The 12,728-nt window shown below is 70.0% G+C and carries 12 protein-coding genes; 4 read left to right on the top strand and 8 right to left on the bottom strand.

Annotated features, from left to right (window positions below; genetic code table 11):
* From ACFUNE_RS27310 to ACFUNE_RS27300, 3 genes are all read right to left on the bottom strand, one after another.
* The coding region (locus ACFUNE_RS27310; RefSeq protein ID WP_383573428.1) for an amidohydrolase family protein at positions 1–296 on the bottom strand (296 nt) is incomplete at its 3' end.
* A gap of 75 nt (positions 297–371) precedes the next feature.
* A complete protein-coding gene (locus ACFUNE_RS27305) occupies positions 372–1,097 on the bottom strand; it encodes an aspartate/glutamate racemase family protein (RefSeq protein WP_383573425.1) in 726 nt (241 codons plus the stop codon).
* A gap of 23 nt (positions 1,098–1,120) precedes the next feature.
* Complete coding sequence (locus ACFUNE_RS27300; RefSeq protein ID WP_383573422.1) at positions 1,121–2,620, bottom strand: NCS1 family nucleobase:cation symporter-1; 1,500 nt, start codon at positions 2,618–2,620, stop codon at positions 1,121–1,123.
* Positions 2,621–3,150: 530 nt separating this feature from the next.
* Here ACFUNE_RS27300 and ACFUNE_RS27295 point away from each other — a divergent pair.
* On the top strand, positions 3,151–3,675 hold the full coding sequence (locus ACFUNE_RS27295; RefSeq protein WP_383573420.1) for a hypothetical protein: 525 nt from the start codon (positions 3,151–3,153) through the stop codon (positions 3,673–3,675).
* 73 nt (positions 3,676–3,748) lie between these two features.
* Here the strand turns inward: ACFUNE_RS27295 and ACFUNE_RS27290 are convergent, their stop codons facing one another.
* Together ACFUNE_RS27290 and ACFUNE_RS27285 are read right to left on the bottom strand one after the other, a co-directional pair.
* Positions 3,749–4,720, bottom strand: coding sequence for a hypothetical protein (locus ACFUNE_RS27290; RefSeq protein WP_383573417.1), 972 nt, complete (start codon positions 4,718–4,720; stop codon positions 3,749–3,751).
* Positions 4,721–4,826: 106 nt separating this feature from the next.
* Positions 4,827–5,225, bottom strand: a complete 399-nt coding sequence (locus tag ACFUNE_RS27285; RefSeq protein ID WP_383573414.1) for a VOC family protein — start codon at positions 5,223–5,225, stop codon at positions 4,827–4,829.
* A 204-nt stretch (positions 5,226–5,429) separates the two neighbouring features.
* Here ACFUNE_RS27285 and ACFUNE_RS27280 point away from each other — a divergent pair, with 204 nt between their 5' ends.
* Positions 5,430–7,448, top strand: coding sequence for a beta-N-acetylglucosaminidase domain-containing protein (locus ACFUNE_RS27280; protein WP_383573411.1), 2,019 nt, complete (start codon positions 5,430–5,432; stop codon positions 7,446–7,448).
* Positions 7,449–7,520: 72 nt separating this feature from the next.
* Here ACFUNE_RS27280 and ACFUNE_RS27275 read toward each other — a convergent pair whose 3' ends face one another.
* A complete protein-coding gene (locus tag ACFUNE_RS27275; protein ID WP_383573409.1) occupies positions 7,521–7,700 on the bottom strand; it encodes a hypothetical protein in 180 nt (59 codons plus the stop codon).
* Between the two features lie 340 nt (positions 7,701–8,040).
* On the opposite strand from ACFUNE_RS27275, the gene ACFUNE_RS27270 reads away from it, so the two are divergent.
* Together ACFUNE_RS27270 and glpK are read left to right on the top strand one after the other, a co-directional pair.
* Complete coding sequence (locus tag ACFUNE_RS27270; RefSeq protein ID WP_383573406.1) at positions 8,041–8,886, top strand: MIP/aquaporin family protein; 846 nt, start codon at positions 8,041–8,043, stop codon at positions 8,884–8,886.
* Between the two features lie 27 nt (positions 8,887–8,913).
* Positions 8,914–10,431, top strand: coding sequence for a glycerol kinase GlpK (gene glpK / locus ACFUNE_RS27265; protein ID WP_383573404.1), 1,518 nt, complete (start codon positions 8,914–8,916; stop codon positions 10,429–10,431).
* 127 nt (positions 10,432–10,558) lie between these two features.
* On the opposite strand, the gene ACFUNE_RS27260 is transcribed toward glpK, so the two are convergent.
* Both ACFUNE_RS27260 and ACFUNE_RS27255 read right to left on the bottom strand, forming a co-directional pair.
* Entirely contained in the window at positions 10,559–11,017 is a 459-nt protein-coding gene (locus tag ACFUNE_RS27260; RefSeq protein WP_383573401.1) for an ATP-binding protein, read from the bottom strand.
* A gap of 132 nt (positions 11,018–11,149) precedes the next feature.
* A complete protein-coding gene (locus tag ACFUNE_RS27255) occupies positions 11,150–12,178 on the bottom strand; it encodes a MarR family transcriptional regulator (protein WP_383573398.1) in 1,029 nt (342 codons plus the stop codon).
* Positions 12,179–12,728: the final 550 nt, after the last annotated feature.

The raw sequence follows: 12,728 nt of genomic DNA, 5'->3' as shown, positions 1-12,728 counted from the left end.
GAGTTCAACGGCATGTCCAGCAACGTCGTGATCCCACCGGCCGCCGCAGCCCGCGTGGCGGTCCAGAAACCCTCCCACTCGGCCCGCCCCGGGTCGTTCACATGGACATGGGTGTCGACGAGCCCCGGCAGCAGGACATCGTCACCGAAGTCCTCCAACCGGGCACCGGCCGGCACCTCCGCGTCATGGGGCAGAACCGCGGCGATGGTCCCGCCGGAGACGGCGATCGACGCGGGACGCGTCCCCTCGGGGGTGATGACACGGGTCGAGCGCAACACCAGCTGTACATCGGGCACGGAGACCCCTCCCTCTTCTGCGGTTGTTCGTCGTACGGGGCCCAAAGCCGGCCCGGGGCTGCTTCGCGGTCGGTCTCAACGGGCCTGCGGGGGCCAGTTGAGGATCCGCTTGGGCCGCGGCGGGGCGTAGGTGCGTACCTTCGAGGTGGTCAGCCCGAGCCGGACGAGGGACTCGGCGATCGTCACCGCGGCGCTCACGCCGTCGACGACGGGGACTCCGGTACGTTCGACGACGCGTTCGGTGAGGCCGGACATGCCGCCGCACCCCAGGCAGATCACCTCGGCACGGTCGGCCTCCACGGCCTGGGCGGCCTGCTCGACGATGGCTTCGACAGCCGCACTCTCGTCCCGCTCCAGATCCAGCACGGCGAGCCCGCTGGCCCGTACGGAGGCACAGCGCGCGCTCAGGCCCGCGGCGTGGAGACGTTCTTCGATCAACGGCACCGTACGGTCGAGGCTCGTGACGACGGAGTACGTACGGCCGAGGAACTGGGCGGTGCTCGCTGCGGCCTCGGTGATGTCGACGACCGGGACGTCGAGCAGTTCCTGCAGTCCCTCCCGGCCGTGCTCGCCGTATCCGGCCTGGATCACGGCATCGAACGGCTCCGGGTAGGCGCGTACGGCTTCCATCACGGCGACGGCGGCGAGGTAGCTCTCGTAGTTGCCCTCGACGGACTCCGCCCCGAAGGCCGGAGTCAGCGGGACGATCTCGGTGCCGGGTGACGCCGCACCGGCTGCCTGCTCGCCGATCGTGTCGGTGATCGACTGTGTGGTGTTGACGTTGACGACGAGGATGCGCAAGGTACGGCCTTCGGCTCGGTGGTTCATTCGGCGGCGACGGCGATGGCCTCGCCGTCCACGTCCCGGATCTGCGTGGTGCGGTCGGCGATGAGCGCGTACAGCGCGGCGGCGAGGAAGGCACCCACGAACCACGAGAAGCCGGCGGCTGCGTGGAAGAAGGGCACGAGGGCGACGACCACGGCGACCGCGGCGGCGGGGACGAACGCGGCGACGGCACGGGGGTTGAAGCCGTGGCTGTAGTGGTACTCGCCCTGCGGGTCCTCGCTGTAGAGGTCGGGGACGTTGACCTGGGACTTACGCAGCAGCCAGTAGTCCGCCATGATCACGCCGAAGAGCGGTCCGAGCAGGGCTCCGAGCCCGCCGAGGAAGTAGTTCACGACGATCGGGCTGTTGTAGAGGTTCCACGGCAGGATGACCAGCCCGATCACCGCGCTGACCAGGCCCGCGCGGCGGAAGTTCAGCCGGCGCGGGAAGAGGTCGATGAGCGCGTAGATGGGTGCCACGAAGTTCGCCAGGAGGTTCACCGCCACGGTCAGGGCGATGAGGGCGAGCGAGGCGGTCGCCAGCAGGAGCATGTTCGGGATGGTCCGGACGATGTCCGTGGGGCTGGTGATGACGTGCCCGTCGAGCTTGAACTGCGCCCCGCTGAGCACCACCACGATGACGGCGAAGAACAGCATGTTGAGCGGGATGCCGATCACGTTGCCACGGACGATCGAGCCGCGGCTCCTGGCCGACCGTGTGAAGTCGCAGAAGTTCAGGACGAACGTCCCGTAGATCACCACCCACAGTGCGGCGGCCTGAAGGATCTGCAGCCACATGGCGCCGCCGGTGAGCGGGGCGTCGACGGACAGGGAGATCGAGGCGTCCGCACGTACGAACATCCAGACCGCGAGGGCGCACATGGTGATCAGCGTGGTGGGGGCCGCGAAGGCCATGTACCTCCGGATCATCTGCATCCCGTAGGAAACGATGAGGAGTTGGAGGGCCCACAGCGAGAGGAAGGAGATCCACCCGAGGGTGGACTGGCCGAGCAGGGAGTTCGAGTCCAGATCCCGCAGCCCGGGGAACATCGCCATGAGGAGGGCGCTCAGGACGGCGGAGGCGAGGTAGGTCTGGATGCCGAACCACGCGACGGCGACGATCCCGCGGATGGCAGCGGGGATCTTCGCGCCCCTGACGCCGAACGCGATACGGCTCATGACCGGGAACGGGACACCCGTCTTGTGCCCCATGAAGCCGGACAGCGTCAGCAACAGGAAGAGCAGGACGGACGCGAGTGCGAAGGCGGCCAGGATGCCCCATACATTCAGCCCGAGTGCGAAGAGCCCGATGGCGAAGGCGTAGTTGCCCAGGCTGTGCACGTCGTTGGCCCAGAGGGTGAAGACGTTGTAGGCACCCCAGCGGCGCCCCTGCTTCTTCGTCGGGGCCAGGTCGTAGGTGTACAGGACGGAGCTGGTCGCCCCGGTGCCCTCGGCGGCCCCGTTGGCCGCCTCGGGCGACCGGTCCTCCACAGCAGTCATCGATCGGCCCTCGATTGTTCGCTAGGGGTCGCAACGAGGCCTGGGGACGGCCTACTTCGGAGAAGGCTGCGCACCAGACCCTGACGACCGAGAGAGGTTTCAGAGGTTTCCACAAAGTGGAAGTTGATTTCCGAAGACCAAAACGTAGTTTTCGCCAAAGGGCAGCGTCAAGAGGTACCGGCGGGCAACTTCGATGCGGACACAGCACCTGCACCGAATGCGCAACACCTCGAACCGGACGGACGCGGACAGTCCGACTCCGGCACGGAAATCGCCGCCACCCCTCCCGGAACCGCACAGGCGGCGCCGCCGACAGAGCCCGGCCGCCTTGAGGCCGGGACGCGCAAGCCGATGGCCTGCACATTCACCCCCCCCCGACCCACATGTGGCGCCACTGGCGCCATGCATGACACCTCAAAGCACTCCCTGTGGTGCCACTCGTGTGCCATGATGGCACTACAGGGAGTGCTTCTAGGTATCGCAGCCGAGCGAGCGCACATCACGGGGTATGCCACACAGGGGGTCGGATCATGGACACAGCACAGAGCCAGGAGCAGGCGCCGGCCGGCGCCTTCACGGCCTTCGCCCGCTTCGTGCTCTGCGGCGGCGGGGTGGGGCTGGCCTCGAGCTTCGCCGTGTCCGCCCTGGCGTCCGGGATCCCCTGGGCCTTCGCCAACGCCCTGGTGACCGTGGTGTCCACGCTCCTCGCCACCGAGCTGCACGCCCGTTTCACCTTCGGCGCCGGCGGACGGGCGACACGACGCCAGCACGCGCAGTCGGCCGGGTCCGCGGCGGCCGCCTATGTGGTGACCTGCGGGGCGATGCTCGTCCTGCACCAGTTGGCGGCGGCGCCCGATGTGGTGCTCGAACAGGCCGTCTACCTGTCCGCCTCCGCGCTCACCGGTGTCGCGCGGTTCGCAGTGCTGCGCCTCGTCGTCTTCGCGCGGAACCGCGCACAGACCGCGACCACCCTCCACACCACCCGCCCCGCACCCATGACCGAGTCCCCCGCCGAGGCCCCGATCGGCACCGCGGAGCTCTGCTACGCGGCTTGACGGTCCGGGCGGACGGCGGGCCGCACGAAGACGCCGGTCGACATCGGAGGGAGTGCCGCTCGGCGGCGCTCCCTCACGACGGGGAGGCCAGGGTCCCGGCGAGCCGGTCGACGCCGAAGCCGCTGATCAGCAGGCGTTCCTTGCGGTTGCCGGTGAGGAGTTGGCTCCAGTCGACGAAGCCGCCGTCGCCGACTTCCGGACAGTTCCCTTCAACACCGGCGAAGATCTTGAAGCAGATTCCTCTGTAGTACCCGCGCCCGGTCGTCCGATCGGGGTCCTCGGTGACGAGGACGTCCGGGAGCACGGCGCATTCGTCCCGTGCCCGGTCGACGACCGGTCGGCTCGCGTCATCCAGGCAGGTGAGCCGGATCTGTGTCTGTCGCGCCCCGGCGGCCGCCATCGCCCGGGCTGCGAACCGCAGGTGCTCGGCCAGCTGTTCATGCTCGAAGGACCGGCTGCCCGTGTCCCGCCCGGCAGTCACCAGGCCGAGGATCTGGAAGTGGGCCAGCATCCCCGGCTCTCCGAACTGCTGGGCCCGTGTGACCCGTTGACCGGCTGCCAACCGCACCGGCGCGCTCGAACGAGGGTCGGCGTCCAGGGCTCGGGAGCGTCGCAGGGACGCCTCCAGGGCCAGGGCGTTGGTCGGGTCGGCGGCGACCTCGCTGCCGCGCACCGTCGCCATCACCTTGCGCGGATCGACGGTCGCGACGGCCGAATGCGCGGCCAGAGGCAGCACGGGAGCGAGCACGAGGGTCTCGAACCCGTCCGGCAGTGCGGACAGCAGGGCGTCCTCGGTGCGGCGGAGTGCGGTGAAGCTGATCGGCGCCGGCGCGACGAACCGGTCGCTGCGATAGCGCCGCATCACCTCGGCGGGCGAGCGCCGGTCCGCCCTCCGCCTGAAGACTTCGAGCAGCAGCGTGGTCAGATCCCCGCCGGACATACCGTCGGCGAGCAGGTCCAGAAGCTCCGGACCACCGTGCCGTCCGAGGATTCGCCGCAAAGCGGGGTTGGCCGACAGCTCCCGATCCGGATCGTCGCTCCTCATGGAAACGGAGTATCGCCGGACGGGTTGCCGCTGAACCAGGGGTTTTCCGGACCGGGTGCCGGAAAACGCGCCGGAAGCCCCTGACGCCCCGTACCGTCGCTCCCCTTCAGGACGTCGCCCCGTCGCCTCCACTGGGTGCGCGGCTCAGGTCCACCACACAGAAGATGTTGCCGTCCGGGTCCGCGAGGACGACGAAGTCGGGCTCCGGCGGATAGAGGTCCCAGGCGACGGTCCGCGCGCCGAGACCGATCAGCCGGTCGATCTCCGACTGCTGCTCCTCCCGCGTATCCGCGTAGAGGTCCAGGTGGATACGGGGCCGGGGCTCGGCCGGGGACGTACTGCGCATCAGCCCGAGGGCGCGGCCGGAGCCGTCGGCGTGGTCGAGGGTCCGCCACGTCTCGCTCTCCCACTCGCGCGAGGCGACCAGATTCAGGGCCGCGGTCCAGAAGGCCACCGCGCGGGGAACGTCCGTGACACCGATGACGGGGATTCCGAGTCTCACCATGGAGCGAGGGTAGGCATGGTGCCGCTTCCGGCGCGCAGGACCGGTCGGCGCGCAGGACCGGTCGGGGCGGACCCACAGAAACCGACACATCGTCAGGGACCGGTGCGTCCTTTCCTGCGTCTCGATCTTGACACCGGTGCCCAGGAGTGGTGGTTTAGACCACTCCACCACCTGAATGCAGTGGTCCACTTTCGTGGAGGTGCAGTGACCCGTATGCCTCGAAGTCATCCGTACCGTCTTCCCCGAGTCCCCCGTCTCCCCCTTCTCGGCGCCGCCGCGCTGTTGGCCCTCGGTACGCTCTCCGCTCCCGCCCAGGCGGCCGGAGAGCCGGCCGCCACGGCATCGCCCTCGGCCGGCGGCGCTCAGTCCGCGGAGCGGCCCGTCGTCACCCCCACCCCGCAGCGCATGAAGTCGGCGGGTCGGGACCTCCGTGTCCCGGACCGCGTGCGACTCGTCCTCGGTGACGACGTCGACGCCCCGAGCGCCGAGGTCATCAAGAAGGCGCTGGCCTCGGCCGGGGCCCGTCACATCATCACGAGTACGGCCGGGAATGCCGCTCCGGCGTCGCGCGGCCATCGAGCGGCGCTGACCGTCGTGGCCGGATCGGTCAAGGACCGTACGGTGGCCGACGCCCTGCGCGCGGCCGGCGGCACCGTACCCGGCACCCTGGTCGCGGAGGGCTACTCCCTCGCCTCCCGGGGCGACACCGTCGTGCTCGCCGGCAACGACGGGGACGGCATCTACTACGCCGCCCAGACGCTGCGGCAGTTGGTGACCGGAAAACACACCCTGGCGGCCGTCTCGATCACCGACCACCCGGCCATGCCCCTCCGCGGCAGCATCGAGGGTTTCTACGGCGCCCCCTGGTCGCACACCGACCGGCTGGACCAGCTCGCCTTCTACGGCGACATCAAGGCCAACACCTACATCTACACCCCGAAGGACGACGCGTACCTGAGGGAGGAGTGGCGTGAGCCCTACCCCGCCGACAAGCTGGCCGACCTGCGTGCACTGATCGAGCAGGCCACCGCCCACCACGTCGACTTCACCTACGCCGTCTCTCCGGGGCTGTCGGTCTGCTACAGCGACCCCGATGACGTGAGCGCCCTGAAGACGAAGCTGGGCACCCTCTACGACCAGGGCGCCCGCAGTTTCTACGTGGCGCTGGACGACATCAGCTACACGAAGTGGAACTGCGACGCCGACCAGGAGAAGTACGGCGCACCGGGCAGGGGCAGCGCGGGTCAGGCGCAGACCGACCTGCTCAACGCCGTGCAGCACGACTTCATCGACACACGCCCGGATGCCGCACCACTCCAGTTCGTGCCCACGGAGTACTCCGACACCGCCGACTCCGCCTACAAGTCCGTGCTGCGCGAGCAGCTCGACCCGAAGGTGATCGTGCAGTGGACCGGCACGGACGTCGTTCCCCCCTCGATCAGCATGGCGGACGCCCAAGCCGCCTCCACGGTGTGGGGACGCAAGGTGTTCCTCTGGGACAACTACCCGGTCAACGACTACGGGCAGACGACGGGCCGACTGCTGATGGCCCCTTACGACAAGCGGGAAGCCGGGCTGCACAAGGCGTTGAGCGGCATCGTGCTCAACCCGATGAACCAGGCCGCGCCGAGCAAGGTCGCTCTCTTCGGCGGGGCGTCCTTCGCCTGGAACGACGAGGACTACGACCCCGACCGCACCTGGCGCGCGGCGGCGGGCTACCTGGCCGGCGGTGATCCCGCCACCACCCGTGCCCTGCTGGCCTTCTTCGACACCCAGCATCTCGCGCCCACCTTCGGCGACACGAACTGGCAGCCGCAGGCACCCGGACTGGGCGCACGGCTGGCGGACTTCACCAAGGCCTGGAACAGCGGATCCCGTGCCGAACGCCGAGCCGCGCTGCGGGAACTCGACGCCTACGCCGACGTACTGGGCGGGGCTCCCGGGCAGATCCGCACCGGCGTGCGGGACCCGGCCTTCCTGGCACAGACGAAGCCGTGGCTGGACGCTCTCGACGTGTGGGGCGACGCACTGAACGCCACCCTGGACGGCCTGCGTGCGGAACTCCGCGCAGGTGACGGTCGGGCGGACTTCGCCAGGGCGGCTGCCCTGGCGAAGCAGGCCGCCGCGTTCACCACCATCCCGGGGACCACCCGGCCACAGGGCACGATCAAGGTGGCCGACGGGGTGCTGGACACGTTCATCAAGCAGGCGCCGCAGCTGTGAGACGCGCCCCGGGCGCCGAGACCCGGCGCCCGGGGCCGTTCGCGCACGCTGCCCCGGGCGCCCACAGGACGGTCACACTCTCCTGAGCCCGTCCTCCGCGTACTCCGCGCCCATCGTCTCGGGCTCGAAGGAGAGCTTGCGACGCGTGCGAAGGTACAGCGACTTGTGCGCGATGTCCCTGGGCGGCCACTGCTCCGCCGTGACCACCTCGCGCGAGCCCTCGACGAAGACGCTCACGGCGGGCTCGTCCATGATCCCGTTGTCGCCCCGGCCGGGGCTCCCGGGACCGTCCGGCCGTCGTCACCACATCGGGCGACAGCGGCAGGGGCGGTGGCCGGGGACGGCGCACTGGACAGTGCACGGCCGCGCGCGAATCCCTTCACGGCCCGGTTCCGCCGCCCCGCATCGGGCGCCCGGCGAATCGGCTGACGGTCCGGCGCGTCCGATCCGCCGCCTGTCCGGCCTCGGCCAATCGGATGAACGGGCACTCCGGGGAGAAATATCCTGAAATGCGGTCTCCTCCCGGGCGTCCTAGCCTGCCGGTACTGCTGGGCAGTCGAAGGCCGGTGCGGCCGGCGGAGGGCGAGCTTTCATGGCTGAGCGACCTAAAATTTCCGGATTGCTGAGCGAGTTGTCGGCCGAGTTCGTGGGCACGATGATCCTGATCCTCTTCGGGTGCGGTGTGGTGGCCCAGGTGGCGGCCGGCGGGGCCCTGACGGACCCGCCCGGCGGCCTCGGGGACCACGACAGCATCGCCTGGGCGTGGGGGCTCGGGGTCACTCTCGGCGTCTACGTGGCGGCACGGCTGAGCGGTGCCCACCTCAACCCCGCGGTGACCCTCTCGCTGGCCGCCTTCAAGGGGTTCCCCTGGAGCAAGGTGGCGCCGTACGCACTCGCGCAGACGGCCGGGGCCTTCGTGGCCGCGCTCCTCGTGCGCTGGAATTACAGCGAGGCACTCGCGAAGGCCGACCCCGGACACACCATCAAGACGCAGACGGTGTTCTCCACACTGCCCGCCAACGGGAACCCCGCCCTGCCGGTCCATGAATGGGGCGCGTTCCGCGACCAGGTCATCGGCACCGCCATCCTCCTGCTGCTGATCATGGCCATCACCGACATGCTGAACACACCGCCGGGTGCGAACCTGGGCCCGTTCGTCATCGGACTGGTCGTGGTCGCGATCGGCATGGCATGGGGAACCAACGCGGGTTACGCGATCAACCCGGCCCGGGACTTCGGCCCCCGGCTGGCGAGCTTCATCACGGGCTACAACGGGGCATGGCGGGACCAGTACGGAAATCTGTACTTCTGGGTACCCATCGTGGGCCCGTTGATCGGCGGACTGCTCGGCGCAGGAATGTACAAGGGCTTCATCGGCCGGTTCCTGCCGTCGGCGGAACCCGAGCCACCGGGACGTGTCCCGGCGTCCCAGGACTGACGACACCGGCCGGAGAGGCGGCACATCATGGCGGACTTCATCGGCGCGGTGGATCAGGGAACCACCAGCACCCGATTCATGATCTTCGACCACGGCGGCAACGAGGTCGCCAAGCACCAACTGGAACACGCGCAGATCCTCCCCCGCTCCGGCTGGGTGGAACACGACCCGGTGGAGATCTGGGAGCGCACCAACTCGGTGATGCAGAACGCCCTCCGGTACGGCGGCCTGTCCCCGGAGGACCTGGCGGCGATCGGGATCACCAACCAGCGTGAGACCACGGTGGTCTGGGACCCGCGCAACGGGCGGCCGTACTACAACGCGATCGTCTGGCAGGACACGCGGACCGACACCATCGCGGCGAACCTGGAACGCACCGGCCGCGGCGATGTCATCCGCCGCAAGGCCGGGCTGCCGCCGGCCACCTACTTCTCGGCCGGCAAGATCCAGTGGATCCTGGAGAACGTCGACGGTGTGCGGGCGGCAGCGGAGAAGGGCCACGCCCTCTTCGGCAACACGGACGCCTGGGTCCTGTGGAACCTCACAGGCGGGCCCGACGGCGGCATCCACGCCACCGACGTGACCAACGCGAGCCGCACCATGCTGATGGATCTGGAGACCCTCGACTGGGACGACGAGCTCCTGGGCTTCTTCCAGATCCCCCGGGCGATGCTGCCCACCATCAACCCCTCGTCGCACCCGGAAGCCTTCGGCACGACACGCACCTCCCGGCCGCTGCGCGCGTCCATTCCCATCGGCGGGGTCCTCGGCGACCAGCAGGCGGCCACGGTGGGGCAGGTCTGCTTCTCGCCCGGTGAGGCCAAGAACACCTACGGCACGGGCAACTTCCTGCTGCTGAACACCGGCACGGAGCTCGTCCGCTCCCAGCACGGCCTCCTGACCACCGTCGCCTACCAGTTCGGCGACAGCCCCGCGGTCTACGCGCTGGAGGGTTCCATCGCGGTGACCGGCTCCGCCGTGCAGTGGCTGCGCGACCAGATGAAGATCATCAAGACGGCGGCCGAGAGCGAGGAGCTGGCCCGTACGGTCGACGACAACGGCGGGATGTACTTCGTCCCCGCGTTCTCGGGCCTGTTCGCCCCCTACTGGCGCTCCGATGCACGAGGAGCGATCGTCGGCCTGGCCAGGTACAACGACAACGCGCACCTGGCGCGGGCGACCCTGGAAGCCATCTGCTACCAGAGCCGCGACGTGGTCGACGCGATGGAGCAGGACTCCGGCGTCCACCTCGACGTGCTCAAGGTCGACGGCGGCGTCACCGCCAACGACCTGTGCATGCAGATCCAGGCCGACGTCCTGGGCGTCCCCGTCAGCCGGCCGGTGGTCGCGGAGACGACCGCGCTCGGCGCCGCGTACGCAGCAGGGCTGGCAACGGGCTTCTGGCAGAACACCGATGAACTGCGTACCCACTGGGACGAGTCCAAGCGATGGTCGCCCCAGTGGTCCGAACAACAGCGCGCGGACGGTTACGCGGGCTGGAAGATGGCCGTGGAGCGCACCCTCGACTGGGTGAAGGTCACCTGAGGACGGTGCCGCGCGGAGTCCGGCGGGTGGTGCGGTGGCCGAGGGCTGTCCGAGGCAGCTCCGGCCTCCGCCTCACGCCGGGCGGTGTTTCTCAGCCGCACCGCTGCCGGTGAGCGCTCCGCCCCGGTCAGCGCGGCAGGTCCAGCTCGGCCACGACCGTCTTCCCGACGGGCGCACGGTCGAGGACGTCCCACCGGTCGGCGAGCGCCTCCACCAGGAGCAGGCCCCGGCCGGTCTCCGACAGCGGCGGCATCGGTGCACGCGGCTCGCCCGGGGCGGTGGGCCGCAGCTCGCCCCGGGCGTCGGACACCGAGATGCGCAGAGTCCGGTTGCGGATCTCGGCGGTGACCTCGAAATCCCGCCCGGGGACGCGGCCGTGGGTGACGGCGTTGGCGGCGAGTTCCGCGACGAGCAGGGCGGCGGTGTCGGACGCCTCGCTCCTGTGCGGCACGCCCCATGTGTCGAGCTGGTGCAGCACGAGCCGACGGGCGAGGCGTGCGCCGCGCGGGGTGGAGCTGAAGCGCTGGACGAACGCACCTGTGAGGGGCGGCGCTTGACCGGTCACGGAGACGGGCTGTGCAGTCATGAGTCCACGATGGCGGCGCTCACCCCCCTTCACCAGCGGCGACGCGCGTACGCCACAGGGGCGTACGCATCGCCCGGCTGCTCGTACGCGACACGAGGCGTGACGCCCCAAGGCTGCGGAAGTGTCGACGGCTCAGGGGGTGCGCATCAGGTTCCGGAGGCCCGCGACGAGGGCGGGGACGTCGCGTTCGACCTGCTCCGCGTCCGTCCGGTCGGGCGACTCCGGCTGCTGGAGCGCGGCATTGCAGGGGCGGCAGAGGCCGTCCGGGAGTGCCTCGGGCGGGCCGGGGCGACCGCATTCGGCGCACTCGACCAGGAGGCCGCGCACGGAGGGGGCGGGCGGACCCGATGCCGATACGGGTGCCGGTGCCGCAGGCAGGTGGGGCGGCATCTTGTCGGCGAGGCGGCGGCGTACCAGGCCGACGGGTGATCCGATTCGCTCGGGGAGCCCGGCGGTGAGCGCGGAGGTCAGGTAGTCGGCGCTGACACCGCGTGCGAACCAGGCGGCGGCGAGTGGCTCAAGGACGGCGCAGTCGGCGGCGGAGAGCGCCAGGCGGGGTTCGCGGCGGCCGAGTTCCGCGAGCGCGAGGTAGGCGGGGGAAGGTGCCTCCGGAAGATGTGGGATGTCCGCCGGTTCGTTCTCCGGGGCCGGGGGCTGCGGCGGGTTCGGGTTCGGAAGCGCCGTGGTGTCCAGCTCCGCAGTGCGCTGCCGAGGTACGACCGGCTCGGCGGACGGTGCGGGGGCGTGCTCCGGCGCTGGGGCTCCTGCCGCGAGATGGGCGGCCCACCACTCGTTGTCGTGAGCGGTGCGGGACCAGTAGGTGAGCGTCACCCACCGGCACCGGTCGTCCCCCTCCACCCGGCAGCGCACCCGCCGCAGGTGCCCGGCCACGGCGAGCGCGAGCAGGGCGGTGCCGATGGCCATCTGGCCGTACAGGGGCAGGTCCTTGGCCAGCGACTTGATGTCCATGGCGGCACCGTCGGGCAGGTGGTCGACATACCCGGCGACATGGCGCTCCCGCTCGGGCAGGAGGGCGAAGGCGTGCGCCCCGAGGGCGCCTTGGGCCGGGACGGACTGCTTGCCGTAACCGGTGTGCGCCTTGCGGTACGGGCGCGAGGCTGCGGGGGCGGGCGGGGCAGAGCTAAGGTGCTGGATAGCCACGAGATCGTCTTTCTATGGTGTGCGATCTTGGGTCAGACCCCGGCCGGTGCAGCTAACACCGTGTCGGGGTCGTCTCGTTGTGGGCACCGTAAGCAGCCGCGACTCTCCGCTGCAACTCGATCACGATTAGTCATACTTGCTGGCCGTGACGGGGTGGTGAGGGAGGGGAGGTTTCCCCAAAAGCCCTTACCTACCTCCCGGATGAACAACACGGCTCGAATACCGGCCCTCGACTCTCGACCCTCGAACCCCGAAGCTCAAGCGTCGGCCCGCACACCTCCCTCGCACCCCTCGAACGAGTGACAGGGCGGCAGGCGACGCTCGAACCCCGAGACTCGGGACCCGAGCTCCGAGCGGACCACCGAGCGCTCTGCGCACGGGGCGAACACCAGGTGGCGCCAAGCCCGCCGCGCGTACCCTGTGAGATCACACAGGCACGCTCGGTGGCCGGAGCCTCCCTCCCACAGATGTGCCGGTGCGGCATTCGGGAAAGCGGCGGGGCGGATACGCGCGAAAGGTGGCCACGGTGGCCTACGAGAACTCGGACGAC

Source organism: Streptomyces sp. NPDC057287, assembly GCF_042667905.1.
In the GTDB taxonomy this organism is placed as follows: Bacteria; Actinomycetota; Actinomycetes; order Streptomycetales; family Streptomycetaceae; genus Streptomyces.
Note: the sequence above shows the minus strand (reverse complement) of the source record. Positions and strands in the feature narration are given on the sequence as shown.

Excerpts from the sequence above, each read along its gene's own strand:
- ACFUNE_RS27300 (WP_383573422.1), bottom strand. The coding sequence starts at position 2,620 with ATGACTGCTGTGGAGGACCGGTCGCCCGAGGCGGCCAACGGGGCCGCC.
- ACFUNE_RS27295 (WP_383573420.1), top strand. The coding sequence starts at position 3,151 with ATGGACACAGCACAGAGCCAGGAGCAGGCGCCGGCCGGCGCCTTCACG.
- ACFUNE_RS27290 (WP_383573417.1), bottom strand. The coding sequence starts at position 4,720 with ATGAGGAGCGACGATCCGGATCGGGAGCTGTCGGCCAACCCCGCTTTG.
- ACFUNE_RS27285 (WP_383573414.1), bottom strand. The coding sequence starts at position 5,225 with ATGGTGAGACTCGGAATCCCCGTCATCGGTGTCACGGACGTTCCCCGC.
- ACFUNE_RS27275 (WP_383573409.1), bottom strand. The coding sequence starts at position 7,700 with ATGGACGAGCCCGCCGTGAGCGTCTTCGTCGAGGGCTCGCGCGAGGTG.
- ACFUNE_RS27270 (WP_383573406.1), top strand. The coding sequence starts at position 8,041 with ATGGCTGAGCGACCTAAAATTTCCGGATTGCTGAGCGAGTTGTCGGCC.
- glpK (WP_383573404.1), top strand. The coding sequence starts at position 8,914 with ATGGCGGACTTCATCGGCGCGGTGGATCAGGGAACCACCAGCACCCGA.
- ACFUNE_RS27260 (WP_383573401.1), bottom strand. The coding sequence starts at position 11,017 with ATGACTGCACAGCCCGTCTCCGTGACCGGTCAAGCGCCGCCCCTCACA.